The following is a 26,061-nucleotide window of genomic DNA, read 5'->3' as shown; positions in this document are numbered from 1 at the left end:
GTTTTATGCAGTTATACACTAGTTTGGCTTATACCAATGGTATATCGATTATAAATGTCGTTCCCCTTTCAGGAAAGCTGTCCACGTTGAGTGTTCCTTTCATTGAGTTTACTCTTGAGGCTATATTTTCCAGCCCTATTCCTTTCTTCTTCGTACTCATGTCAAACCCAACTCCATTATCCTCAAACATTAGGTTCAAAGCATTTTCATGGCGCATCAGCTGAATATCCGCCTTGGTGGCTTTTGCATGCTTAACCATATTCTGTAACAATTCTTGACAGATACGGTAAAGTGCAACCTCCTTCTTGCTATCCAATCGCTCATCATCCATTCCCCAAGTATAAACATTGATTTTGATTTGGGTAGCCTCCATCACTTGCTCAGCCATATCTTGCAGTGCTGGTACCAAACCAAACTTGGTAAGTGCTCCTGGCATCATATTATGTGAGAGCCTTCTTACCTCTTCACAGGTTCGGTCCAGCAAGTCTATTGCTCCCGCATACTTTTCCGCACCTTTGCCTTCTATTCGGTTACTGAAGTTCTTGAACTGCATCCGAACAGATGAAAGCATTCCGCCTACACTATCATGAAGATCCTCCGCTATCCGCTTGCGCTCATTTTCCTGTGTCAGGATTATTTGCTCAATATGCTCATTCTTTTGAAACTCAATTGCCTTATTTAACCGCTCCTTTTCTGCTACTTCCTTACGCAAAGCCTCATTCAAACGGATCGCTTCTTCGTGGACAATCGCATTATGCAGGTTAAGCACTCCAATTTTGCCAACCATACCCAAATTGGCACTCTTCCGGTCATCAAACAGGTTGTTGACATATTTATTCTCCAAATAAAGTAACACCATACTTCCATCTGGCATTTGAAATGGACTACAGAAAACCGACAATAGCCCTTTACTAACTTGCATGATCTCTTTATTCAAATCCGTATTGAGTGTTTCTTTCCTTCTGAAAGCATACATAACAGCAGCCCGCTCCAAACTGACTTCTTCTAAAGGCAAGCCTTCTTCAAAGTACTTGAGATAATTATCTGGGAACCTTCCTTCTCCTATTACTTTCAAGCTTTCATCATCCTGCTGAAGCAATACACACCGATAGGCACCTGATGTTTCCAAGAACATCTTTAGCATCCTACGAATCAGCATTCTCAAATTCAAGCTGTTCCCCAACAGGTACTGGGCTTCTTCCATTAGGTTCTCCGAACGCAATGGCATGACACCCTGCTTATCCAGAAAACCAAACTGCCTATGTAACTGCCTTTCGAGCGCTACAGCTCCCCATGCCCGAAAGCACTCTGCTGACAATGTATAATGATATTGCAATACCTCTTTAGCTGCTCCACGCTTCAGTAACCAACGTAGGTAATGTTCATGAGCCATTGCCTGCACATGAGCAAAGTCAAACTTAACCGCAAAGGCAATTGCCTTTTCAAAAGCTTCTCCTGCTTTTTCGTCTCCCCTAAATGCCATCAACTCAGCTTGAATCAGCCAATATTTATGCGAGAAGTTCTCTTGGGCGTGTTCTTCCCAAACTTTGAATAACGCTACATACTGATCCAGTTGTGCCAAACAACTTTGCCTTTTTTCTTCATCGTAATTGACCAGATTTGAAAGTATTGAAAGGCTCAGGTAAAATATCACCTCAGGATATAATAATGATCCTTCTTGAATGGTGCTATAGTGATGTGCTTCTTCCAGCTCGGTTACTGCCCAATCATAAAAACCAAAGTGATATGCATAACGCCCTGTCACATAATGCCTGTAAAAAAGCTCCTCATGCAAATTGTAGCGGACAGAAAGTGGGTTATTCATCTTCTCTGGAAGATAAAAAGTTGACATTTCCCCTCTGAGTAGGTTTACCAATACCTTCTGATACTCCGGAATATAAGAAGTAAACCCATTTGCTGAAGCATCACTATCTGCACCAAATGCCTGCAAGTGCTCTAACTGATGTCCATATATTAGTTGCACATTCAAGATGTGGGTACTGAGGATATATGCCCCATACATATCACCTGATTTGATACTTGCCTCCCAACCCTTTTCAAGCATTGGAATACTTTCCCTCAAATGGTGTTTCCATCCATGAATATAAAAGGCATATACCCCATACACCCGTCCTCTCAAGGAAAAGTCCTCCAGTTTATCATTCAACCCAACTGCTATCTTCCCCAGTTGATACCCCAATTCAATATCTTCCAAAGAGGCTATCAGCATTCGACCATAAGTAGCATAAGCTAATGCCGTAATACGGTTGGGTGTAGAAGCCTGTGAGACATTAATAATCTTCAAACACTGAAGCATCATCAAACGAGTAGAAGTATAATGCAAGGCAATACCTCCTGTATGCAACAGCTCCAGCAAGTAGGTTTCCTGTTCGGTAAGTGGACGAACAGGAGGTAACAACAAAACATCTATTGGCTCATTTTTGGAGAGAAAGTTTCTAAAAGTAGCTTTCTCTTCAGCCACTTGAGTTGATACCTCTTCCACCGAGACAGGCAGCCTTACTCCCAACTCAGCCAAAGCCAAACCCAATATGCCCCTTGCCTGACTTAGCCTACCAAGGTGAATATTGATGGTGATTTTTTGCTTATAGATAGTCATCCGTTGAGCTTGCTCCGTGACTTTACTAAGCAAATTATCTAGGTCCACTTCTGCCAAGTCGTGATTTCCTAAATAATACTCACACAGCGCCTTTGCCAACTCTAGCTTATAAGACAACTCTTGATTTTGCTCCTTAGACCAAGTCAACAATGACAACCCCTGCTCATAAAAGTCCATTGCCATCATAAAGGCATCATTACTGCGGGCAATATCTCCTGCTCTCAGGTTCAATGATGCTAACAGCTCTGTCTCTCCCTTCTTCATGGACAGCATCGCTGACTTGTTCAACTGCTCTAAAGCAAATATGAATTGTGTAAAAGTCAACTGCTCAATTCCCCTCTTCAAATATGCATGACCTACAAAGTAATGGAGTTCATTACGCTGCGCCTCTGGCATACTTCGGTAAAAAATGTCTCCATAGTTGGCTTCTGTAAAGTGAAATTTATCACTATCCTGAGATAAGATGCCTTTACTGACTGATATTTTCAGCATAGACCTCACATCCTCCTTGCTAGTCTGAAGGTACTCACTCAGTACTTTCAAACTGAAGCGCCCCATACAGGACATCAATAACAAAAGTCGTTTTGTATCTTCTGAGAGTGTCTCGAAGAGTTTAAGGAGAGAAGGTTTATTGATATGCTTCTTTAAGTAAGCTTTTGCAGCATGTCTGTCTGCATGCCAAAGCCCATTTTCAAGCCATACAATATTACTCTTCAGTAATTGAGGTAAAAGGTTGTCTAATTGATGTATATAACCTTGAGTCAGGGTATAGAACAACTCAACAAGTGGTTCACTGACAACTCCTTCCCCAAACCATTGTTCAGCGAAGGTCTTGACTTCTTCTTGGATGAGAGGGTGTAACTCTATCTCTTCATAGACACCATCCTGACGACGCAACTCCTCCAAAAACTGCGACAAGGCAGAGTAAGAAATCTCCCTATCACGGTCACAAACAGCTGCTATCAGAAATTTACCAACACCAAGGTGATGAATAATATGTTTGAAAAGGTAAAGGCTGGAAATATCAATGTAATGGAAATCGTCTTCTATCAGTAATACAGGCTGCTCACGTACAGAAAGAATTGCTTCAATATACAAGAGAAAAAGATCCGGTAGCTGATTTTCGGTACTGACATGCGAAGGCATCCCCAGTGATTCTTCCCCATGCTTATCCATCAGTACTCCAAGCTCAGGCACATAACTTACCAAAAGAAAGAAACCAGCACCAAGTCTTTCACGAAGCTCTTTTCTTAATTCTGCTAGTTCCTTGGAAGAGGCATTGGAAAGGAAGTCATTAGTAAAAGTAGCAACAAAGGATTTCAGGGCATAATAAGGGATATTTTGGTTGAAGACATTATTCACTTTATGAATAACATGCCAATCGCTATGGTGATCAGAAAGCAAGTCATCAGCAAACTGGTTTACCAACCTGCTTTTGCCTGTTCCTTTATCACCTCTAACCAAAATGATCCCTGCATTTTGCGCAGGATTTAACCTAAAGTGTTTGTAAGTGGCTTGCAATGTTGTCAGCGCTTCTGTGCGTCTGAACCTATGATTGCCTCCTTCCCTATTCCAGCTCATTTACTTGTATTAAATACATTTGATATCAATGCATTGTACAAATTTTTTCACTTAAAATCTAAAATTTCTAAATGCATCTATATCAAAATGAGCTAAATGACTTTATAGTTCCTTACTCACAGCAAATAATAGCATAAGCCATCCAACAATAAACCCTACACCACCAATTGGAGTTATTGCTCCTAAAATCCCAATATTGGTCAAGCACAATACATATAAGCTACCTGAAAAAATGAAAATGCCCGCTATCATCAATATTCCAGCCCATTCCAGTTTTTTACTTTTAATGTGAAACTGTAAAAGCCCAATCAGAATCAGCGCCAACGAATGATAGAAATGGTACTTTACCCCTGTTTCAAATGTATCAAGTCTACCATATTCAGTCAATAAGGGTTTCAGTCCATGCGCCCCAAATGCCCCTATCCCTACAGCTAAAGCACCTAGCAGTGCCCCACTCATCAGTATTTTCTTTTGCATCGTATTTACTTTTTAAGTTACAAATCACAATACCCAAAGTTATACTTTTTCATTGACCTGTACTATCCTCTTTTTTAAGCAAGAAGAAAACAACTGACATAAAAGCTTATTAACTTTTTATCAGTGTTATACGAAAGCAATAATTGGCATAAAAATGGTCAGCAATTATTAAGAATTCTGTAGTAGCCTATGTCAAACCAATCAGGAGCAATTGACGTATTACTGCACTACAACCCATTGCTCCTAGCCTGACAACCAATGCCCTAACGACTACCCAGAGCAACTGATACCAATTCACTCAAACAACCTGACTTAAACCAAACTAAGCAATGAACGATCACCTATTCCATGGCTGTCTATGCCTGTTTATCCTTTGCCTCAGCTTAAGCACCCAACAAGTCCTTTTAGTGCTGGCATCAATCTTTAAAACATTGAACCTACTCTTTAATCATTGGGAAAAACCTATCAGGTGGAGCATCACATTTTTAAGTGGTATTGCTGCTTCCTTCTGGGTAATTGAAAAGATGTTATTAGAAGGGTAATTCACCTCTTCAACTCAAGCCTTGGTTATTAAGAACTGAGGCTTTTTTGTTTCTCTTGATTTCTATATTGTATATTTTTACAGACTTGTGTTTTACATTCTTCAACACTTACTTACTAATGACTAAACTACTTACAACATTTCTGCTGCTACTTGCTAGCATCACTGCCTTAGTACAACAAACACCAGAAGAGGAAATTAAGGCTTTTCAAAAACATTTGAATGAGGAGTTTGCCAATCCTGAGGAAAGTCCTCTTACCAAAGAAGATCTCAAAAGCTTCAAAGAGTTGGAGTTCTTTCCTGTTGACTTGAAATATCGGGTAAAAGCCAAACTTGTCAGAACTGAATTCACCAAGCCTTTTAAGATGGCTACCACTACTGACCGTAAACCTATTTACCGCCAGTATGGAGAATTACATTTCGAAATTGACGGCAAGCTACTAATGCTTCCTATCTATCAGAGCTATGGGTTAATGACTAAAGAAGAATACAAGGACTATTTGTTCCTTCCTTTCACAGACTTAACTAATGGTGAAGAAAGTTATGGTGGTGGCAGGTTTTTGGATTTAAGAATTCCTGAGGGTAATGAAGTCACTATTGACTTCAACCAAGCTTACAACCCTTACTGTGCTTATAGTGGTCGTTATTCTTGTCCAATTCCTCCAAAGGAAAATCATTTGGACATTGCCATTCCTGTTGGTGTCAAGAAATACAAACACCATTAATTCCCTTAAACAGAAGGTCTACCATTTCAAGCATTGACCTTCTGTTTTCCTTCCTTTCTCCACAGAATACAGCGCTTTCACTTTTATCTACCATTATTATCCTCTATTTTATCTTACGATCTGTAGTAGTCCTACCTAATAAAAACAGGTTTTCTATTATAAAATCATTTTACCCTCGTAATTAACCTTTACTAACTCAGGCTACACAAATCGTTTTAACTCAACATTTATAACTATCAAAATAACCCAAATGAGAATGAAAAATGTTGGTAACACTCCTCCCAAAGTTGCTATAATCGGTGGTGGTCCATCTGGACTTACTACAGCAAAATCACTCCTGGAAGAAGGCTTTACTCCTATTATTATGGAACTAAGTAGCCATATTGGAGGGCAATGGAATGCAAAAGCGCCTCACAGTGGAGTATGGAATAGTCTCCGGACAAATACCAGCTGGTTGACGTTATGCTTTTCAGACTTCCCTCATAAAGAGGGAATTCCCATGTTTCCAAAACACAATCAAATACTGGAATACCTTACCCTTTATGCAACTCATTTCAAGCTTACACCTTATATAAGGCTGAACTGTAAAGTACAACAGGTTTCGACTCTTGAGAATGGTAAGTATCAAGTAGCTAGTTTACAAGATGGACAAGTAGAAGAAGAAGTATTTGACTATGTAGTTGTAGCTTCCGGAAGGTACAACAAACCTAAATTTCCAAACCTGAATGGATTAGACTCATTTACAGGAGAGATTATCCATTCGTTTGACTACAAAGACAATCAACCATTTCAAAATAAACGGGTCTTAGTTATTGGCAATAGTATCAGTGGACCAGAGATCGCAAGCGAAATGGCAACAGATCCAAGTATTACTGTATTTTCTTCCTGTAGAAAACCTCGCTACTACATTACCAAAACCCTAGCAGGTATACCTGCAGATTGTGCTGCTTTCTCAAGGTTTGCCTCATTGATTGGAAAAGTACTTCCTCCAGAAGCCGCTGCCCAAGGATTGAAAGATCTTATCATAAAACACTGTGGCCATCCAAATCAGTATGGAGCACCCACTCCATCTGAAAACATTTTGGAAGCAGATGTCTCCTTATGCCAATACTATCTCAATTATGTATCAGAAGGAAAGATACTTCCACGTCCAAATGTATCTCACATAAAAGGGAATACCGTTGTTTTTGATGATGGTAGCGAAGAGACTATTGATGTGCTAATACTTGCTACAGGGTATGATATACACCTGCCTTTTCTTGATGATAAAACACTCAAGACGCTTAATGCTAACCCTGACTTTATTGATCTCTATCAATATACCTTTCATCCTTCTTTGCCAAACATGGCATTTACAGGACAGTTTGGTCAAATAGGTCCTTACTTTCCTGTACTTGAACTACAGGGACGTTGGATCAGTATGATCTGGAAAGGTCTTCTGTCACTTCCTTCGAAAGAAGAAATGGAACAGTTTATCATTACTAATAGAGAGTTATTAAAAATTCGGGTTAATACAGCTTTTCATGATATGGCGCTGCTTTTTGCCCAAGAAATTGGTGCTGCCCCTAATTTGGAACAGTATCCTCACTTAGCTAAAGCATTTCTCTTCGGACCACTGATTCCGCAACAATTCCGTATTGAAGGACATGGAAAGATTGATGGAGCACTGAAAGAATATGAACAAGCTATCAAGGCATTTGGCAATAACTTCACATCTCCGTTAAGCCCTGAAGAAATTGGTGGTTTAAGGATGGTAGCAGAATCATTGAATGATCCATCTCTAATTCAGCTGGTTAGTTTACTTGATGAAAAAGTATCCAACCCTATTGTATAAAACTGAAACTGATATAATGAAAAAGCCCTGTCCATTTGAAGGATCAGGGCTTTATAGTTTATAGGTTATTCTGAATTATTACTTCAGAAGTTCGTAGATACCAGCTACACCTTGACCACCACCTACACAGGCAGTAACCATTCCGTATTTCTGGTTTCTTCGTCTCATTTCATTGAACAACTGAACAGACAGTTTCGCACCTGTACATCCTAGTGGGTGTCCTAATGCAATAGCACCACCATTCACGTTAACAATTGAAGGATCAATATCTAATTCCTTCAATACTGCTAATGATTGTGCTGCAAATGCCTCATTCAATTCAAACTGCTCGATCTGGTTCATAGACAGACCTGCTTGCTTCAGTGCTTTTGGAATAGCTGCAACTGGTCCAATACCCATAATACGAGGGTCAACACCTGCTGCTGCATATGTCACCATTCTCGCAATTGGTTCAAGGTTCAGCTCCTTCACCATTCTTTCAGACATGACCATTACGAAGGCAGCACCATCAGAAGTTTGAGAAGAGTTACCCGCTGTTACCTGTCCACCGTTTTTGAAGGCTGCTCTTAATCCTGACAAACCTTCTACAGTTGACTTACGTGGTCCCTCATCAGTATCAACCACGTAGCTGCGAGTCTTTTTCTTATTATTCTCATCCAGATAAGTTTCTTCCACAGTAATTGGAACAATCTCATCCTTGAACTTACCTGCCTGAATCGCTGCAATTGCCCTGTCATGTGACTGCACAGCAAAAGTATCTGCTTCCTCACGTGTAATACCATAGTCCTTAGCTACTTCTTCAGCAGTCAGACCCATGCTCAAGTAATACTGAGGTGTTTCGCTTGCTATTTTCCAGTTCAGAGCAGTTTTATAGCCCATCATCGGAACCAATGACATAGACTCCGTACCACCTGCGATGATACAATCAGCCATCCCTGCCTTAATTTTAGCAGTTGCCATAGAGATTGTCTCCACACCTGAACCACAATAGCGGTTAACTGTCACACCAGGAACATCGATTATTCCAGGAAAAGCCAGCAGTGAGATCATACGTCCCATCTGCATACCTTGCTCTGCTTCAGGGATTGCGTTACCCACAATCAGGTCATCTATTCTTTTTGGATCCAAGCCTGGCACTGAAGCTACCAGATGCTTGATTACGTCAGCGGCAAGGTCATCCGGACGAGTGAAACGGAATCCGCCTTTTTTCGCTCTGCCTACCGCCGAACGGTAGCCTGCTACGATATAAGCTTCCATAGTTTTATTTTTTAGAAGTTAGAAGTCAGAAGCTAGAAACTAGACTTTGCCAACCTGCTAACTTTCAATTCAACTTTTTGAATTTATACTTTGTGTAAACTTGTTGAGCATTCTTTGTATCTCATTCACCTTAGGCATCAGGATAGTTGAATCTTCTTGAGATATAAACTTTAATCTTTCTGCCAAGATGAGTTGAGTTTCCAGCTCATATAAAGAACCTAAAGCATTACCTAGAAATCTAGCGAAATCTTTGTTGGTATTTCTTCCAGAACCTTCCGCAATATTGGAAGGAACTGAAACGGCTGAACGGTTGATTTGAGAAACCAAGTTATAGCGTTCGCTTTCTGGGAAATTCCTGGTCAGCTGATACACTTCTGTTACCAAATCCATTGATTTCTGCCAAACCAACAAGTTTTTGAAATTGTGTTTCATCTAGTTTCTAGACTCTAGGTTCCAGCTTCTAGTTTCTTAGCGGCTTCCCTTTGAACAAGATGCTGTGAATTCTTTCGAGTGTTTTCTTCTCACCACAAAGTGACAGGAATGCCTCTCTTTCCAAATCCAACAGATACTGCTCTGAAACCAATGTAGGCTGTGACAAGTCACCACCATTCATCACATAGTTCAGTTTACGAGCAATTTTCGCATCGTGTTCTGAAGCCCAATGCCCGTATTGCATACCGGTTACACCTGCCTCGAACAATGCCATGCCTGCTCTACCTTGAACCTTGATATCTTTACGCTCAGCTTGCTGCTGGTAACCTGCCGCCTGTAGCTCAAGTACTTTACGCTTCGCATCAGCAATCAGGCGACTACGGTTCAATGTCACTTCAGAGATATCATTCATGAAACGCATCTCACGCATTTCATTTGCGGAAGTTGCAACCTTTGCTGTCGCGATCGCCATGAATGCATCTTGCAAGGCGTTAAACTCAACGTCTCCGTTTTTGTACGAATCCGATACTCTAAGTGTCAGTTCTTTTGTACCGCCACCAGCAGGAATCAGACCTACGCCAACTTCTACCAGTCCCATATAAGTTTCTGCATGTGCTTGAATAGCATCACAGTGCATTGAAAGCTCACAGCCACCACCAAGTGCCAGACCTGATGTTGCAGCTACTACTGGGATAGATGAGTATCTTGCTCTCATCATCGTTTTTTGGAACTGAGCAATCATCATGTTTACCTCATCCCACTCTTGCTCACCTGCATACATAAATAGCATGGCAAGGTTAGCACCAGCTGAGAACTGCTGTCCTTCGTTACCGATTACCAGACCATTCCAGCCTTCTTCCTCTGCTTTTGAGATTGCTGTATGGATACCTTCGATAACTTCAGGACCTAATGAGTTCATTTTTGAATGGAACTCAAGATTCAATACACCATCTCCGATATCAAACAGAGTAGCGCCAGCATTTCCCCAAACTACATTGGTAGCACGCAAGCTGTCCAATAAGATCAGGTCTTCTGTTCCTGGAATTACTTTATATGATTTAGATGAGATATCGTAATAAAGGCGTTTTCCATTTTCAGATTTATAGAAGTTTTCTGCTCCTGACTCAAGCATTTCGTAAACCCATTCCGCAGGCTTTTGATCAGCAGCTTCCATTTTAGCTACTGTCTCTTTTACGCCTAGTAAATCCCAAGTTTCAAATGGTCCAATTTCCCAACCAAAACCAGCACATACAGCCTGATCCAATCGGTAAGTTTCATCTGAAATCTCAGGAATACGATTCGAGCAATAACGGAATACGTCGTAGAATGTTTTGCGGTAGAATTCCCCTGCCTTATCCTCAAAGTTAACCAGTACAGGAATTCTCTTTTTCAGGTTATCTATTTCCTTAGTTGCCTCAAGTGCCTTGAACTTGGCTCTTGTCTTGTCACCATATTCCATGGTTTTAAGGTCCAGCTCCAAGATTACTTTCTTACCATTCTCGTCTTTAGACTTTTTGTAGTAACCTTGTTTGGACTTATCTCCCCACCAGCCTTTGTCGTAAACTTCTTTTACGATACCTGGCAACTTAAAGGCATCTCTTGACTCGTCTTCTGGTAAGCCCGCATACAGGTTGTTGGCTACGTTTACCATCGTATCCAAACCAACTACGTCTGTCGTACGGAAAGTAGCAGACTTAGGACGACCCAATACAGGACCTGTCAGTTTGTCAACTTCCCCTACTGTTAATCCCATTTCTTCTACTACTTTCATAGCAGACATCATAGAATAAACACCAATACGGTTAGCTATAAATGCAGGAGTATCTTTACAAAGTACCGTTTCTTTTCCCAAGAACTTATCACCGTAGTGCATCAAGAAATCAACGATTTCAGGATCTGTTTCTGGTGCTGGGATGATTTCCAATAATCTCAGGTAACGTGGAGGGTTGAAGAAGTGCGAACCACAGAAATGCTTACGGAAGTCATCACTTCTACCTTCTACCATAAACTTCATTGGAATACCTGAAGTATTGGAAGTAATCAGTGTACCTGGCTTACGGAATTTCTCCACTTGCTCAAATACAATCTTCTTGATCTCAAGTTTTTCAACTACTACCTCAATTACCCAATCACACTCTGAGATGCGCTTCATGTCATCATCAAAGTTACCTGTCGTAATTAGGCCAGCTACTTTCTTATCAAATACCGGAGATGGTTTTGATTTGATTGCTGTAGTCAGTGCGTCATTTACAATGCGGTTTCTAACACTTTTGTGCTCCAGTGTCAGACCAGCTTTCTGCTCTTTTTCCGTTAGTTCTCTTGGCACAATGTCCAGCAGAACAACTTCCACTCCGATATTGGCAAAGTGGCATGCGATGCGGGAACCCATCACGCCAGAGCCCAATACGGCTACCTTCTTGATAGTTCTGTTTTTCATTTTTGGAGTTTATTGGTTATTTATTGTGTTAGGCAATCAGCCATTTTTTTGGTCACTTCATATTGGCTGAAATGCTTTCTTCAAAAAATACATGCTTAGTGGGCATTGTCTTCGGTAATACCCATATCCTCAAGGCGTTCCTTGATTTCTTCCAACATACCGTTTTCAGGGTCGTTGATCACATCATGAATCTTATCCATTACACCAAAAAACACTTCCAGTTCCTCTTGTGTAATCACAGAATAAACGCGATTCAAAAACACCTTAACAGTCTGTTTGGACATTTCTCTTTTGCGTTGTCCGAGTTCAGTTAGTTTAATAATCACTTTACGACGGTCACCTGGATCAGCTACCCGCTCTATAAAGCCCTTCTCCTCCATAGTCTTCAGCATCCGCGTTAAGCTTCTTGCCTCCATTCCCATTAGAGGAGCAATTTTAGTGGCAGGGGTCCCATGGTCTTTATCGATATTCAGCAATACAAAACCTGTTGAATGGGTTATGTCATAATTTGACCCCAACAGGTTATACATCTTTGATATCGCAAGCCAGGTCGCCTTGATACTAAAGTCTACAGACAAATGTCTCTTGTCTGTACTCTTCTTAAATTCTTCCATGCGTCCTGCTAGTGTTTCTGGTAATTATACTTGTGTTGTGCTGTCCAAATATATAAAAAATTGTTATGCATGCATAACAAATATAAAAATTATATTGATTGATAATTTCAGTATTAATACAAATCACATTATATCATTATACTTATATAACAATTGATCAAGTTAATATTTGGCTTTAACAAGAAATCCTTCAGGCCTAGACAAAAAAACGCCGCTCTTTTCAGAAAAGCGGCGTTGAATTATGATGAATCTGAGGATTTTAATTGATGGTAATCCAATAAGATGCTTTGAACTTCTCATCCGGTTCAAGGCTCATTATACCTTCTTTATCTTGAAGAATCTGCGTAGTTTTCTGATGGTCTGCGATACCAAACCATGGCTCTATACAAACAAAAGGAGCCTCTTCTGAAGGTGACCAAATACCTAAGTATGGGAATCCTTTGAAGTCTACTGTCACGTACGGATTTAGGTTTTCATCAGCCAAACTTACTTTACTGCTTGGAAACTGCTTAAATACCAACGCATCACGCTTGAATAGATCGTCTTTTATCCATAAACTGCCTTGATTATCCAAAAGCTCTACCTTTTTACCATTCTGCAAGCCTCCTTCTATTAAGCATATGTCAGCAGATATTTTCTTGTCAAACTTCAGGAAGTAATCATCACGCTGCGTTCCCTTTTCAATTGGACAGTTAAACGCAGGGTGCGCACCTATTGAAAAGAACAGCTCTTTGTCGCTTGGGTTACTTACTTGATAGCTTACTTCCAAACTCTTTCCTTTAAGCGTGTAACCTATTCTCAATACAAACTCAAATGGATAAAGCTTTAAAGTCTCACTGTTGCTTTGAAGCTCAAACAGTAAACTCCCTTTTTCCTGCTTGATCAACTCAAAGTCCATATCTCTCGCAAAACCATGCTGCGACATCTGATATGACACTCCATCTACTATAAAAGTATTGTCTTTTAACTTTCCGACAATTGGAAAAAGTACAGGTGAATGTCTACCCCAATGCTCAGGGTCTCCATGCCAAATATATTCTTTACCATCTTCATCTTTAAGGCTGCTAAGCTCAGCACCTTTTGTATTAATTATGGCTTTTAACTCTCCATTTTCAATTGTATAGCTCATCATTTACATGTAATTGGTCCTTACTTTTACCTAAATATAAACATGCTCCAAAAAAGAAGGCAGGAAGCAATAAAGAAAAACTTCTTGCTTCCTGCCTTATCATTTCTGCTACATGGATTTGATCAGAATAACTTTCTTTTTGACGGGAAAAACAGGTACTGAATTGCCACAACCATTACCAAGGTAAATGCTCCACTTGCCAATGACTGTAACAAAGCTCCCCCTACTTTTGACATATTGCTAGCATCAATCAAGAATAATGATATATGATGAATTGCGATCAAGGCTGCACTGAAGGAGACAAACCAGTTAAAACCCATTGAGGCAATAGTCGGAGACATATTGGCTTCAAAACCTCCACTAGGACTCAATACATTCAGTAACTGAATTCTCGCAAATGCCATTAACACACAAGCTGCTGCATGAATACCTAGCGTGTCATAGAAAATATCCACAGAAATACCCAAAGCAAAACCTAACAGCAAACTGCCCAACGGGCTAAAACTGAATGGCAACAAAATCAGGTAAGATACATAAGGATAGCAAAGTGCATAATCAAACAAGGACGCATTTCTTAATAATACCCCTTGTAACAACACATAAAGGAAGAACCTTACTACCAGCTTTGCAATCGCTGTATTTCCCATATATTTTTAACTTAAAAAGGTCTTGATAAATAATTCAACGTTTTCACTTACTCTACCATGCTCTCCTCTTCAAGAGAATCTTTTTCATTCCTGAAAAGTGAGTTCACCACATACACATAAGAAAGCTTAGTGAAATCAACCGAAAGCTTCATTTCTACCTGAAGAAAACGTTCTGAAGGTAGTTTTTCCACTTTACTCACAACACCTACTACTATACCTTCAGGATAGACCGCATTATAACCTGATGTAATGATTGTATCACCCTCTACCACATCCAAATGGCGAGCAACATACTTCACATCTGCCTTATCAGGTTGTTCAGCATTCCAAATAGTCGTACACAACGCCCCATTTTTCTTCACTTGAGCAGAAACTGCCATGCTGGAATGCAAAATAGAGTAGCAAGTCGCAAAATGGTTAGAAGCGGCCTTTACCTGTCCAACAACCCCATCCGAAGTAATAATACCCATTCCAGGTCTTACCCCGTCTTTACGACCACGGTTAATTGTGATATAGTTATTAGTCCTCAATACTGAGTTATTGATAATCTCAGCTGGGATAAAATCAAAGTTTTCTACTGTATTCAACGAATCATCAGCTTTTACAAACAAACTGTCCGTTACAAGCAAGCTGTCCTTTTCCAAAGCAGCCATTGTATTATGTTCGTTCAGGTCTGAAAGCAAACGTCTGAGTCTGGCATTTTCATCCATCAGTTCTGTATTAACCTCTCTCAATGTAAAATACTCTTTCACATTGGTAGTTGTCTGGAATAACCCTCCTACAACTCGGTTAGCTGAAGTAAAAAATACCGCCCTCTGGTAGCTGTTGTTGTTAATGATCAGTACTGTACAGAGCCCCTCTAACAGCACAAAAACTAGCATAACCCTGAATCGGTATATAAAAGCAAATAATTCCTGCATTTCTCTTCCTGTTATCCGCGCCCAAAAACTTGCTAAATGTTTTCTTTTGGTTGATCCTTCTAATTATTAGAAAGTGCTCAAATATAATAAAAGGTCAGAAGGCTGAACGCTTTACCGTCAAAAAATCCTTGACTTCCAGCTATTCAATTCTCTGACCTTTTCTCAATACATTATCTATTTGTTTTCCTCTTAAAGTAGTAAAGGTTACTGCATAAGAATAGGTTTGTATTGATCAATATGTTTCAGTGCAATGCCTGTACCTCTTACCACAGCTCTCAAAGGATCTTCTGCTACATGTACAGGTAGCTTTGTCTTCAATGAAATTCTTTTATCCAACCCTCTTAACAGAGCTCCACCACCCGTCAGGTGAATACCTCTATCATAGATATCGCCAGCCAACTCAGGTGGCGCTGTCTCTAGGGCTTTCAGTACTGCATCCTCAATTTTGGCTAATGACTTATCCAAGGCAAAAGCTACTTCCTGATAAGATACACTAATGATTTTTGGAATACCTGTAACCAAGTCTCTTCCTCTTACCTCAAAGTCAGCAGGTGCGTCACCATCCAACTCGGTCACGGCTGCTCCTGTTTGAATCTTGATCATTTCGGCTGTACGCTCACCTATCAACAGGTTGTGTTGCCTACGCATATAATCAAGAATATCTCGGTTAAATATATCACCTGCAATACGAATAGACTCATCACAGACAATACCAGAAAGGGCTATAATAGCAATTTCGGTTGTTCCACCTCCAATATCTACAACCATTGAACCCATAGGCTCATCAATTTCGATACCGATACCGATTGCAGCTGCAACAGGTTCTGGAATCATAAATACTTCTTTAGCACCAGCGTGTTCCGCTGAATCTCGAACCGCTCTCTTCTCCACCTCTGTAATACCTGAAGGTATACATATAACCATTCGGTGTGAGGTAGCAAAGAACTTATTGTTCACTTTTGACATTTTGATCATCGCTCTGATCATCTGCTCGGCAGCATGGAAATCAGCAATCACACCATCTTTCAATGGACGGATTGTCTTGATGTTATCATGCGTTTTCTCATGCATCTGCATTGCCTGCTTACCGATCGCGATCACTTTTCCGGTAGCTCTGTCAAGCGCAATAATAGAAGGTTCTTCCACCACGATCTGGTCCTTGTTTAGAATCAGCGTGTTGGCAGTTCCCAAATCGATAGCGAGTTCAGAAGTAAAAAAATCGAAGAGGCCCATTTTATTCAGGTTATAGATAATGTTTCTAGCCTATATATTGTATAAACTTGAAATATTCAAACTTTCTTATATAAATATTAATATTTTTATTCTAAGATAATAAAAAAGCTTCCACCTTAGTCAGATGCAAGCTTGCCGTAGTAAGTCGAAGTAACTTCCCGTTTGTCCTGCGACATTGTTCACAATGTAAATGCTAATACTCCTCTATTTTTTCTTTTTCTTCAAAGATCGAATAAATTCTGCCCAAGCAAATGGATTTAACAACGGGTTAGAAGGCGATGCCATAAATTTGTTGGCTTGTGCATTAGCCCGTTGGTTGATGAAGTTTCTGTAATTGGCAGCTCCATCCATTGGCAAGGACATAGCCATATTATACAGCGCTCTTTCATTCAAATTCCGTTCCATATTTTCAATCCTTTCATCTCTATGCTCCCCTAAAGCCATAAATGCTTCTTCAAAAAGTTCTTTTGTTGGATATGGAAAGACCTCTACCAAGGGTAGTAAAGTAGTGTCGGACTGTAAATCTACTAGAATTGTCATCCCTAATTCTTCTCCTTTATCAGGGACTACAAGTTGTTGTTGTTCATAACCTACCGCTCTGATTACAACCGTATCACCAGCAATAGTTGGTAATGTAAAAAAACCAACTGCGTTGGTTGCTACACCTTTATTGGCTCCTTTAATAAAGACACTTACACCAGGAACGCCATAATCTTCGGCTCCATCTACAACAATTCCTGATAGTTGAAGTGTTCTTCTTTCACCTTGAGCTAATACAGTTAAGGGTAATAAACAGGTAAGTAGCAGGCTCAGAAATATTATATTTTTTAATGGTATATTCTTAGTTATCATATTTGTAATTTACAAAGGAAAAATACTCCTTTCGCTATCCTCCTCCAATATTTAACATTTTTCTCCCTTCCGGAACTTCAACACCCACATACAAAAAAGAGTTCTAAGTAACCGTAGTCTTAGAACTCCTTTATCATTTATTACCTAACGGTACACTTAATTTGCTGTCCTGAGCATTTCAGCTTTCATTTTTTCAAACTCGCTCTTCTTATATAGCCTCAACTGACTCGACTTTTCTGCAATCCATTTTTCCTGTGGATAATTGCCTTCTGGGTATACCTCATAGTAGCCACGGTAGTTGACACCATAAGCCTCAAACTCTTCACGGTAGGTTGCATCCAGAATTACAAAATTTACGGTCAGGTTTCTCTTTAGCTCAGCGATATAGTCAGGCTCTGAAAGCATTGCTGATTCAATTGCCTTGAAATGCTCTTTCAGCTCCTTGCCTATTTGTATTTGTTCACTTGCTGTAATCTGTTCCTGAGAAGGCATGCCCTCCCATGCTTCAGGCGAATCATCAACAGCCTTGGCTTTTGTCTCACCTGCATAAACTTCTTTGGAGTTACTAATTAACTCTTCTGTCAGTTGGCTCTTCCATTCCTCTACCTTTTCTTTTTCTTGGATTGTCATAGCAACCCATGGTTTACCGATATAGGAAGACCAAAGCAACGAATCTGTTGGTGCCTCCTTTAGCTTTTGCCAAAGCTGCGGTTTCTCCAAAGGATCTGAGATAACGGAAGCGAAAGCTTGGAGATCAACAAGTAATGTGATCACCAGCATCAGTGCAACCGAACAATTTTTCAGAAGACAATGTATACGGATATGCATATTCAGTTTTTGTCTTGAGCTCAAATATCATTTTAAAAAGTCCTAGAGAGATCAAAGGCAAAAGAAGCCTTTAATACATTAAATGCAAAAAAGTTAGAAGACAGTTTACAAGCTATTTTCCAATTGTGCATCATTATGTAATAGTGTGGAGAGATTTTTTACATTTTTGCTAAAAATTTTTTCCCTCTTTCTAAACCTTACACCTAATTGCTTATACTTTCACCTTCTTCGGTACTATAGACATTCTCAGGGTGATGATAAATAAATCTTGCCATCGGGACAAATATTTACTTAATTATTTAAAGAAATTATAGTGTTTTTATTGTGCCAACATTCATAAATCAAGGGAAATAAGGCTACTAAAGAGTTTAACTTTGTTAAGAACTCTTTTGGAAAATAGGGATATATATATAGTTTTGCGGTGCGAGTGGACTCGAGGCAAAAATTAAATTGTCAGAATACACTTAATTTTTTCTAAAAAGAAGTAATTAGTTCAGAAAAATAATCATATCAGAATGTCAAATCTTGGTAAGGTTACTCAAGTTATTGGACCGGTAGTGGACGTGAGCTTCGAAGACGATGCTCAGCTTCCTGCAATATACAATGCCCTTACAGTAAAGAAGGACAACGGTCAAGAGATTGTTCTTGAGGTACAACAGCACCTCGGTGAAGATCGTGTACGTACAGTCGCTATGGACGGTACAGAAGGTCTTAGAAGAGGAATCGAAGTAGTTGATACAGGTGCACCAATCGCTATGCCTGTAGGTGATGACATTAAAGGTCGTCTGTTCAACGTTATTGGAGAAGCGATCGATGGCATGAAGCAGCCTTCAGGCGCTCAAAAAGCAGCCATTCACAAATCGGCTCCTAAGTTTGAAGACCTTTCTACTTCAACAGAAGTGCTTTTCACAGGTATCAAAGTAATTGACCTGTTGGAGCCATATGCAAAAGGTGGTAAAGTTGGTTTGTTCGGTGGTGCCGGTGTAGGTAAAACCGTATTGATCATGGAGCTTATCAACAACATTGCAAAAGCATACTCAGGTATCTCCGTATTTGCCGGTGTAGGTGAAAGAACTCGTGAAGGTAATGACCTTCTGAGAGAGATGATCGAATCAGGCGTTATCAAATACGGTAAGGAATTCGTTGAGGACATGGAGAAAGGTGGATGGGACCTAAGCAAAGTAGACTACGATGAGTTGGCTACTTCTCAGGCGACACTGGTATTCGGTCAGATGAACGAACCTCCAGGTGCCCGTGCTCGTGTAGCCCTTTCAGGTCTTACAGTAGCAGAGTACTTCCGTGACGGTGATGGCGAAGGCCAAGGCCGTGACATCCTGTTCTTCGTTGACAACATCTTCCGTTTCACGCAGGCAGGTTCAGAAGTATCAGCCCTTCTTGGTCGTATGCCATCAGCAGTAGGTTACCAGCCAACACTGGCTACTGAAATGGGTGCCATGCAGGAGCGTATTACTTCAACTAAGAGAGGTTCCATTACTTCAGTACAGGCAGTTTACGTACCAGCGGATGACTTGACTGACCCAGCGCCAGCAACGACATTCTCTCACTTGGACGCACAAACTGTACTTTCTCGTAAAATTGCTTCCCTTGGTATCTACCCTGCGGTAGACCCATTGGATTCAACTTCACGTATCCTTTCTCCAGATATTCTTGGAGACGAGCACTACAACACTGCTCAAAGAGTGAAAGAAACGCTTCAGCGTTACAACGAGCTGCAGGATATCATCGCCATCCTTGGTATGGATGAACTTTCTGACGAAGATAAACTGATCGTACACAGAGCTCGTCGTGTGCAGCGTTTCCTTTCTCAGCCATTCCACGTAGCAGAACAGTTTACTGGTCTGAAAGGTGTTCTTGTTGATATCAAAGATACTATCAAAGGTTTCAACGAGATTCTGGATGGTAAGTGGGACCACTTGCCAGAAGGTGCCTTCAACTTGGTAGGTTCTATCGAGGATGCGGTAGCGAAAGGCGAGAAAATGCTGGCTGAAGCAACGAAGTAATAAAAGGTCAGTAGTTAGTATTTAGTAGTTAGTAGTCAGAAGAAGTATTTCTCACAACTAACTACTAAATACTGAATACTAATTACTAACTAATAAAGACTAAGACATGTACCTGGAACTAATCACACCTGATGCAAAAGCCTTTGAAGGTGAGGTACAAGCAGTAAAGGTACCTGGCATCAATGGTGAGTTCGAAATGCTGAACAAGCACGCAGACATCATCAGTGCCTTGACAAAAGGTAACGTTCGTATCACAATCAAGGGTGGAGAAACTAAAAACTTCATGATTGATGGCGGTACGGTTGAACTGCTGAACAACAAGATCACAATTCTGGCTGAAGCAATTATTGGGTAATCGAATGATTGTATTCTGATAGAAAAAATTCATAAAAAAGGGGACGTATCAGTACGTCCCCTTTTATTTTATTGCTTGTTATTCTTCTCTGCAAAACGCTTGGCTACCTCTTCGGTACTCATCGCATTCAAGGTCATTTCTTTTGTTAGTCCTGCTTTTCTCCCCACTAGTAAACCAAATCGCATATACTGATAACCTTCCATCTCATGCGCATCTGGATTCACACTGATCATAACCCCTTTAGACAATGCATAGCGAACCCATCTCCAATCTAGATCCAATCTCCAAGGGTGAGCATTGATCTCAATCATTACATTGTGTTCTGCACAGGCATCTATTACCATTTTATGATCTATTGGATAGCCTTCTCGTTTTAATAAAAGTCTTCCCGTCGGATGTCCCAGCATTGTGGTATATGGATTGGCAATAGCTTTAAGTAATCGGTCTGTTGCCTTCTTTTTATCCATCTTCAGATTAGAATGAATTGAGGCTATGATAAAATCAAAGCTTGCCAAGACATCATCTGAATAGTCCAAACTCCCATCATTCAAAATATCAGATTCAATCCCCTTAAAGATTTTAAATGGAGCCAGTTGCTTGTTCAGTTCATCAATTTCAGCATGTTGTTGCCTAATACGATCTTCATTCAAGCCATTAGCATAAAATGCTGATTTGGAGTGATCCGTAATACCTAAGTAATCATAACCTAACTCCTTACAGTGGCGTGCCATTTCCTCTAATGTGTGTTTTCCATCAGAGTAAGTAGAGTGGTTATGCAAGATTCCTTTCAAGTCTTCCATCTTAACCAGCTCAGGTACTCCTCCATTTTGGAGTAATTCTCTTTCAAAAAAACCATCTCTCATCTCAGGAGGAAAGAATGGCAACCCAGCCACTTCATAGTAAGCCTCCTCACTTGATTGGGAAGTTGTTCTCACTATTTCAGAAAGTATTTTTCCTTTTTCTCCAACCAATGAAAGGTGTTTTCCATCGCAAGAATTAAGCAATAATGTTTTAGCAAAATCCTGTTCCTTGGCAATTTTCACCTCAACAGGCATTCCTAAATCCGTAATCTCACCTCTCCAAACATTAGGTCCTGAGTCCTTCTCGTGATATTCCCAATCAGGGATATTCACCAATTCATTTTTAAGTTTTGAAAAATCATCCGTTGCCACGACCCACTGAAGAGTCTCTACAATTTCCATCTTTCGTCGTACTTCACCGCTTGCCTCTACTAATGAAAAACCTGCCTGCTGCAAATATTCCACAAAGCTTTGGGCTAAAGGTTCAGCTTCAGCATAGTACAGCTTCCCTTTGTTTTCTTCCAGAAATTGGATCTGCTCAAGAATTGTCTGTTCAGTCTTGGCACCAAATCCTTTTAAAGCCTGCACCTTATTTTCACGGCAAGCCTTCTCCAAAGCCTCTATGGTTTCGATCTCAAGTTCTTTCCAGATTGTGGCAATTTTCTTACCTCCAATACCTTTGATCTCAAGCATTTTGACAACCCCTTCTGGAGTTTCTTCCAATAGTTTATCAAAATCAGCAAACGATCCTGTGCCAGATATTTCTACAATTTTCTCTGCCATGCTTTTGGAAAAGCCCAATTCCTGAAGCTCATCAGAAGATTTTCCACCCAATGCTTCTTCTGATTTTTCAATATTAAATACGGCAGAGGAATATGCACGCGTTTTGAAAGCATTAGCACCATGTACTTCCATCAAAGAAGCTGCTGACTTGATAACTTTTGCTATTTCTTTATTTGAAACCATAGTTTATTTGTATTCAGAAGGGTATGTTAATCTATTAGTTTTGCTTATTTACAAAGGTACATTTAAGATATTAGATATTAGACATCAGGGTGTGATAAGACCGTAATAAAAGAATCGTTATCTTCGCCAATCTATTGATATATTGAAAGTATGAAAGGATTTGACCAGCCCTATATCATTTCACTCTGCGAAAAAGGCGAGCCTGAAACAGGTTATGTTACTATTGCTGAACATCACGAACTTATTCCGTTTGAGGTGAAGCGCACTTTTTGGACATATAATACCCCCGAATCACATACGCGTGGCAACCACGCCCACAAAACGACTCAGGAATTACTAGTCTGTGTAAATGGCAGTATTACTGTTGAAACCAGTAACACAGAAGGCAATACCGTCTCTTTTGTTTTGGACAATCCCCAAAAGGCACTCTACTTACCTCCTTTTGTATGGAGAACTATCCGATATTCAAACGGTGCAGTACTTCTAGTAATGGCTTCCACTGTTTATGACAAATCTGACTACCTTATGAATCAGAAAAAGTGGTTAGCCTATTATACTGCTGAAAAACAAATGGCTGAAGGATAATCCCTCAGCCATATATCTTGATTCAGTATTACCTTAATCGATAATGGTCATTCTCTTAAACTCTCTCGTTTCATCGAAGAGTTTGCGGTATGTAATATGTGTCTTGAAGATTTTCCCACCAATTAACTCTGCTGTTCGCATCATTTTAGGATTAAAGTCTCCAATCCAGTTCATCTCCAATTCATTGTAATGATAGCCTTTGTGTACAAAAGCTGGATCATCACTTGCTTTCCCTTGCTTTTTCAGCTTTTCCTGAATGAAATTTGAGTAGGCCAAAATAATTCCTGCTTCAACTCCTTTACGCTGATGCTCAGGTACTACACCAAACACAAGTCCGAAAAGCTTTCTGCTCGTCTTCCTTTTTACATGGTAAAACATTTTCAGCTTATTCCAGACCCCAAACTTACCATCCTTGATATTTCGAATAATCTGGTTCATTTCAGGAATCTGAAGATAAAATGCTACTGGTTCGTCTTTGTAGTATCCAAACCATGCAATCTCTTCATCTAGGATAGGCTTCATCGTTTTGAAAATCTTGGCAGCCTGTTTCTCATCAATTCCCTTTACACCTTCATGCTTTGTCCATGCCTTGGTATATATCACTGAAAAGTCTTTTGCATACTTCATCAGGTTACTGATCTTCATATGTTCAAAGTGATAATCAGGGTTATTATAGATAACCTCCCCTTTATTGATGAGCTTTTCATCCAATGTATCTGGTACTAGACGGTGATAAGTGTATTGTTTGAAGAATACACCAAACCCATAGTTCTGATACAGGTCATTATAGTATGGAAAGTTATAATGCATACAGTAGTTAGGTTCTGTGTAGCCTTCAGCCAAACACCCCCACCATTTGTCACGGTCTCCTAAATTAACAGGACCATCCATCGCTTCAACTCCCTGTTCCATTAGCCAGTTCTTGCAGGTATCAAACAACATATTCGCTGCTTGCTGGTCATTGATACAGTCAAAAAATCCCATACTTCCGGTGGGCAATGACTCATCCTTATTCACTGTCATTGGGTTGATATAGGCAGCTACTCTACCTATTGTCTTGCCTGTACCATTCTTAAGTATCCATCTGATTGCCTTACCACCCCTTTTAAATAATTTATTCTGTTCAAGGTCAAAGACCGATTCTACATCTTTATCCAATGGACGTATATAGTTAGGATCGTCTTTGTACAGTCTTACTGGAAATTCCAGAAATTCCTTGATCAGTTCTTTGTTAGTTATCTCAATAAGTTTCATCCAAAAAGTCACTTATGTTATCATCGAAATCCGGAAGCCGTACAGCAGCCGGAATTTGGTTAGCGGGGCAATTTAATAAAATGTACACTTTATGAACAAGGTTAAGTGATTGATTACTCACTATAAAGGATTCCTTTCTCTTTAAACATAAAAAAGCCGAAGGATTATTGATCCTCCGGCTTCTTTATTATGTTTTTCATCTGCGTTATATAGATGAGAACTGACGTAAGAATCGTACATCATTCTCTGTAAACAGACGTAAGTCGTTAATTCCATATTTCAGAAGTGCCATACGCTCCACTCCCATACCAAATGCAAAACCTGTATATTTTTCAGGATCAATGCCTGAGGCTTTCAATACGTTAGGGTCTACCATACCACAACCTCCAATTTCTACCCAACCTGAGTACTTACAGATGTTACAGCCTTTGCCATGACATACTGAACAGCTGATATCAATTTCAGCACTTGGCTCAGTAAATGGGAAGTAAGAAGGACGCAAACGGATTTTTGTATCTGCTCCGAAAAACTCTTTGGCAAAGTAGTACAATGTATCCTTCATATCCTTGAAGCTTACATTCTCATTGATATAAAGTCCCTCAATCTGGTGGAACATACAGTGCGCTCTTGCCGAAATAGTTTCGTTACGGTATACACGTCCTGGTGATAGTGTTCTGATTGGAGGCTCTTGATTCTCCATTACACGTACCTGTACAGACGAAGTGTGTGTACGCAAAGCAATATCAGGATCTTTTTCTACAAAGAACGTATCCTGCATTTCTCTTGCCGGGTGGTTCGGCGGGAAGTTCAATGCTGAGAAGTTGTGCCAATCATCCTCGATTTCAGGTCCCTCTGAAAGGTTGAAGCCAATTCTTTCAAAGATTCTAATGATATCCTCTCTTACTTTTGTAAGTGGATGGATCGTACCCAATTCGTTTGGAATGCTTGGAAGCGTCAAGTCATCATGCTTGATGTTCTGCATTGCCTGATTTTCGAACGTATCCTGCAACTCCTTGAACTTGGCTTGAGCAGCGTTTTTCAAGGCATTGATTTGCTGACCGAATTCTTTTCGCTGATCAGGTTCAATTTCCTTCATCTTACCAAAAAGTTCTCCGATCACACCTTTGTTGCTTACAAATTTCAAACGGAAAGCTTCCAGTTCCTCTTTCAGCTTTACTTCGGTGTTTTCTATTTCCTTCGCTATCTTTTCTACCTGCTCAAGCATAGTTATGATTATTTTTAAGCAATCGAAACAAGCTAATATCCTGTTCTCCTGCTACTTCTTTAAGTTCAATTTTTTATGAAACGAAGCAAATTTAATGATTTCATTTCATAATTCAGAAAGCAAAACCATCAGACAAAAGATTTAAGCCCCAAGATGAAAGGTTATCAACTTGCTCTTATGTCTTTTTTGTAAAATTGAGTCCTAGGTAAGCGTTACCTGATAGTTATTTTCATCATCCAGTTGTACTTCTACATGTTCATTGACTGTAGTTGACAACTCATACCCCATGTAATCAACAAATACAGGGAACCTTCTGTAACTACGGTCTACCATCACGGCCACTTGCAGTTTACTTACACGGATATTCAAGAAAGGCTTCATACTGTATGCAATGGTTTTTCCTGTATTCAATACATCATCCACCATTACAATAACCTTTCCTTCCAATGACTCAAGTTCACAATCCAGTTCTATAAAGGTTTGTAGAGGAGCCTTCTTGTCAATAGTCACTTTTACCAATTGTGTATTCATGGTAGACACCTGTCTGTATTGCTCTTCCAACAGTTGCGCCATGCGATACCCAGTTCCTACAATACCTGCAAAAACCACTTCGGCTTCATCAAAGTTTTGCTCATAAATTTCAAAAGCAATCCGACGTATCTTCTGGATTATCTGATTGTGTGTCAGGATAACGTTTGCTGATGTCATAGTCTTAGTTAGTATTGATAATT

At 40.0% G+C, this 26,061-nt stretch carries 22 protein-coding genes; 6 read left to right on the top strand and 16 right to left on the bottom strand.

Annotated elements, in window-relative coordinates; translation table 11 throughout:
* Nucleotides 1-28 precede the first annotated feature (28 nt).
* Together V6R21_RS29265 and V6R21_RS29260 are read right to left on the bottom strand one after the other, a co-directional pair.
* Nucleotides 29-4,198 (bottom strand): AAA family ATPase, encoded by a 4,170-nt coding sequence (locus V6R21_RS29265; RefSeq protein ID WP_334247049.1) that lies wholly within the window; start codon nt 4,196-4,198, stop codon nt 29-31.
* Between the two features lie 102 nt (nt 4,199-4,300).
* Nucleotides 4,301-4,675, bottom strand: a complete 375-nt coding sequence (locus V6R21_RS29260; RefSeq protein ID WP_334247048.1) for a DUF423 domain-containing protein — start codon at nt 4,673-4,675, stop codon at nt 4,301-4,303.
* 329 nt (nt 4,676-5,004) lie between these two features.
* On the opposite strand from V6R21_RS29260, the gene V6R21_RS29255 reads away from it, so the two are divergent.
* The 3 genes from V6R21_RS29255 (at nt 5,005) to V6R21_RS29245 (ending at nt 7,775) form a co-directional block, all read left to right on the top strand.
* Nucleotides 5,005-5,217, top strand: a complete 213-nt coding sequence (locus V6R21_RS29255; RefSeq protein WP_334247047.1) for a hypothetical protein — start codon at nt 5,005-5,007, stop codon at nt 5,215-5,217.
* Between the two features lie 118 nt (nt 5,218-5,335).
* The gene (locus V6R21_RS29250; protein ID WP_334247046.1) at nt 5,336-5,941 is read left to right on the top strand and encodes a DUF1684 domain-containing protein; all 606 of its coding nucleotides are present in this window, start codon (nt 5,336-5,338) and stop codon (nt 5,939-5,941) included.
* Nucleotides 5,942-6,191: 250 nt separating this feature from the next.
* Nucleotides 6,192-7,775 (top strand): NAD(P)-binding domain-containing protein, encoded by a 1,584-nt coding sequence (locus V6R21_RS29245; protein ID WP_334247045.1) that lies wholly within the window; start codon nt 6,192-6,194, stop codon nt 7,773-7,775.
* Nucleotides 7,776-7,853: 78 nt separating this feature from the next.
* On the opposite strand, the gene V6R21_RS29240 is transcribed toward V6R21_RS29245, so the two are convergent.
* The 10 genes from V6R21_RS29240 to V6R21_RS29195 form a co-directional block, all read right to left on the bottom strand.
* Nucleotides 7,854-9,032: an acetyl-CoA C-acyltransferase gene (locus tag V6R21_RS29240; protein ID WP_334247044.1), complete on the bottom strand. Its 1,179-nt coding sequence runs from the start codon at nt 9,030-9,032 to the stop codon at nt 7,854-7,856.
* Between the two features lie 69 nt (nt 9,033-9,101).
* Nucleotides 9,102-9,464 (bottom strand): four helix bundle protein, encoded by a 363-nt coding sequence (locus V6R21_RS29235; protein ID WP_334247043.1) that lies wholly within the window; start codon nt 9,462-9,464, stop codon nt 9,102-9,104.
* 28 nt (nt 9,465-9,492) lie between these two features.
* On the bottom strand, nt 9,493-11,901 hold the full coding sequence (locus V6R21_RS29230) for a 3-hydroxyacyl-CoA dehydrogenase/enoyl-CoA hydratase family protein (RefSeq protein ID WP_334247042.1): 2,409 nt from the start codon (nt 11,899-11,901) through the stop codon (nt 9,493-9,495).
* A 95-nt stretch (nt 11,902-11,996) separates the two neighbouring features.
* Nucleotides 11,997-12,515 carry a MarR family winged helix-turn-helix transcriptional regulator gene (locus V6R21_RS29225; RefSeq protein WP_334247041.1) on the bottom strand — a complete coding sequence of 173 codons (519 nt, stop codon included), beginning with the start codon at nt 12,513-12,515 and terminating at the stop codon, nt 11,997-11,999.
* A gap of 259 nt (nt 12,516-12,774) precedes the next feature.
* The gene (locus V6R21_RS29220; RefSeq protein WP_334247040.1) at nt 12,775-13,647 is read right to left on the bottom strand and encodes an aldose 1-epimerase family protein; all 873 of its coding nucleotides are present in this window, start codon (nt 13,645-13,647) and stop codon (nt 12,775-12,777) included.
* 119 nt (nt 13,648-13,766) lie between these two features.
* Entirely contained in the window at nt 13,767-14,291 is a 525-nt protein-coding gene (locus V6R21_RS29215) for a Rod shape-determining protein MreD (protein ID WP_334247039.1), read from the bottom strand.
* A gap of 47 nt (nt 14,292-14,338) precedes the next feature.
* Nucleotides 14,339-15,211: a rod shape-determining protein MreC gene (gene mreC, locus V6R21_RS29210; protein WP_334247038.1), complete on the bottom strand. Its 873-nt coding sequence runs from the start codon at nt 15,209-15,211 to the stop codon at nt 14,339-14,341.
* A gap of 204 nt (nt 15,212-15,415) precedes the next feature.
* Complete coding sequence (locus V6R21_RS29205) at nt 15,416-16,444, bottom strand: rod shape-determining protein (protein ID WP_334247037.1); 1,029 nt, start codon at nt 16,442-16,444, stop codon at nt 15,416-15,418.
* Between the two features lie 204 nt (nt 16,445-16,648).
* Entirely contained in the window at nt 16,649-17,296 is a 648-nt protein-coding gene (locus V6R21_RS29200) for a carboxypeptidase-like regulatory domain-containing protein (RefSeq protein WP_334247036.1), read from the bottom strand.
* A gap of 156 nt (nt 17,297-17,452) precedes the next feature.
* Nucleotides 17,453-18,124, bottom strand: a complete 672-nt coding sequence (locus tag V6R21_RS29195; protein WP_334247035.1) for a hypothetical protein — start codon at nt 18,122-18,124, stop codon at nt 17,453-17,455.
* 515 nt (nt 18,125-18,639) lie between these two features.
* Here V6R21_RS29195 and atpD point away from each other — a divergent pair.
* A complete protein-coding gene (gene atpD, locus V6R21_RS29190; RefSeq protein WP_334247034.1) occupies nt 18,640-20,145 on the top strand; it encodes a F0F1 ATP synthase subunit beta in 1,506 nt (501 codons plus the stop codon).
* A gap of 106 nt (nt 20,146-20,251) precedes the next feature.
* Nucleotides 20,252-20,500, top strand: coding sequence for an ATP synthase F1 subunit epsilon (atpC, locus tag V6R21_RS29185; RefSeq protein ID WP_334247033.1), 249 nt, complete (start codon nt 20,252-20,254; stop codon nt 20,498-20,500).
* 68 nt (nt 20,501-20,568) lie between these two features.
* On the opposite strand, the gene polX is transcribed toward atpC, so the two are convergent.
* The gene (polX, locus tag V6R21_RS29180; protein ID WP_334247032.1) at nt 20,569-22,266 is read right to left on the bottom strand and encodes a DNA polymerase/3'-5' exonuclease PolX; all 1,698 of its coding nucleotides are present in this window, start codon (nt 22,264-22,266) and stop codon (nt 20,569-20,571) included.
* Between the two features lie 150 nt (nt 22,267-22,416).
* Between polX and V6R21_RS29175 the strand changes: the two genes are divergently transcribed.
* Nucleotides 22,417-22,851 (top strand): sugar 3,4-ketoisomerase, encoded by a 435-nt coding sequence (locus V6R21_RS29175; protein ID WP_334247031.1) that lies wholly within the window; start codon nt 22,417-22,419, stop codon nt 22,849-22,851.
* Between the two features lie 33 nt (nt 22,852-22,884).
* Here the strand turns inward: V6R21_RS29175 and V6R21_RS29170 are convergent, their stop codons facing one another.
* The 3 genes from V6R21_RS29170 to V6R21_RS29160 all read right to left on the bottom strand — a co-directional run bounded on the left by V6R21_RS29170 (nt 22,885) and on the right by V6R21_RS29160 (nt 26,038).
* A complete protein-coding gene (locus tag V6R21_RS29170) occupies nt 22,885-24,105 on the bottom strand; it encodes a hypothetical protein (protein WP_334247030.1) in 1,221 nt (406 codons plus the stop codon).
* A gap of 205 nt (nt 24,106-24,310) precedes the next feature.
* Nucleotides 24,311-25,330: a phenylalanine--tRNA ligase subunit alpha gene (pheS, locus tag V6R21_RS29165; RefSeq protein WP_334247029.1), complete on the bottom strand. Its 1,020-nt coding sequence runs from the start codon at nt 25,328-25,330 to the stop codon at nt 24,311-24,313.
* Between the two features lie 201 nt (nt 25,331-25,531).
* Nucleotides 25,532-26,038 carry a phosphoribosyltransferase family protein gene (locus V6R21_RS29160; protein WP_334247028.1) on the bottom strand — a complete coding sequence of 169 codons (507 nt, stop codon included), beginning with the start codon at nt 26,036-26,038 and terminating at the stop codon, nt 25,532-25,534.
* Nucleotides 26,039-26,061: the final 23 nt, after the last annotated feature.

The organism is Limibacter armeniacum (assembly GCF_036880985.1).
Taxonomy (GTDB): domain Bacteria; phylum Bacteroidota; class Bacteroidia; order Cytophagales; family Flammeovirgaceae; genus Limibacter; species Limibacter armeniacum.
Note: the sequence above shows the minus strand (reverse complement) of the source record. Positions and strands in the feature narration are given on the sequence as shown.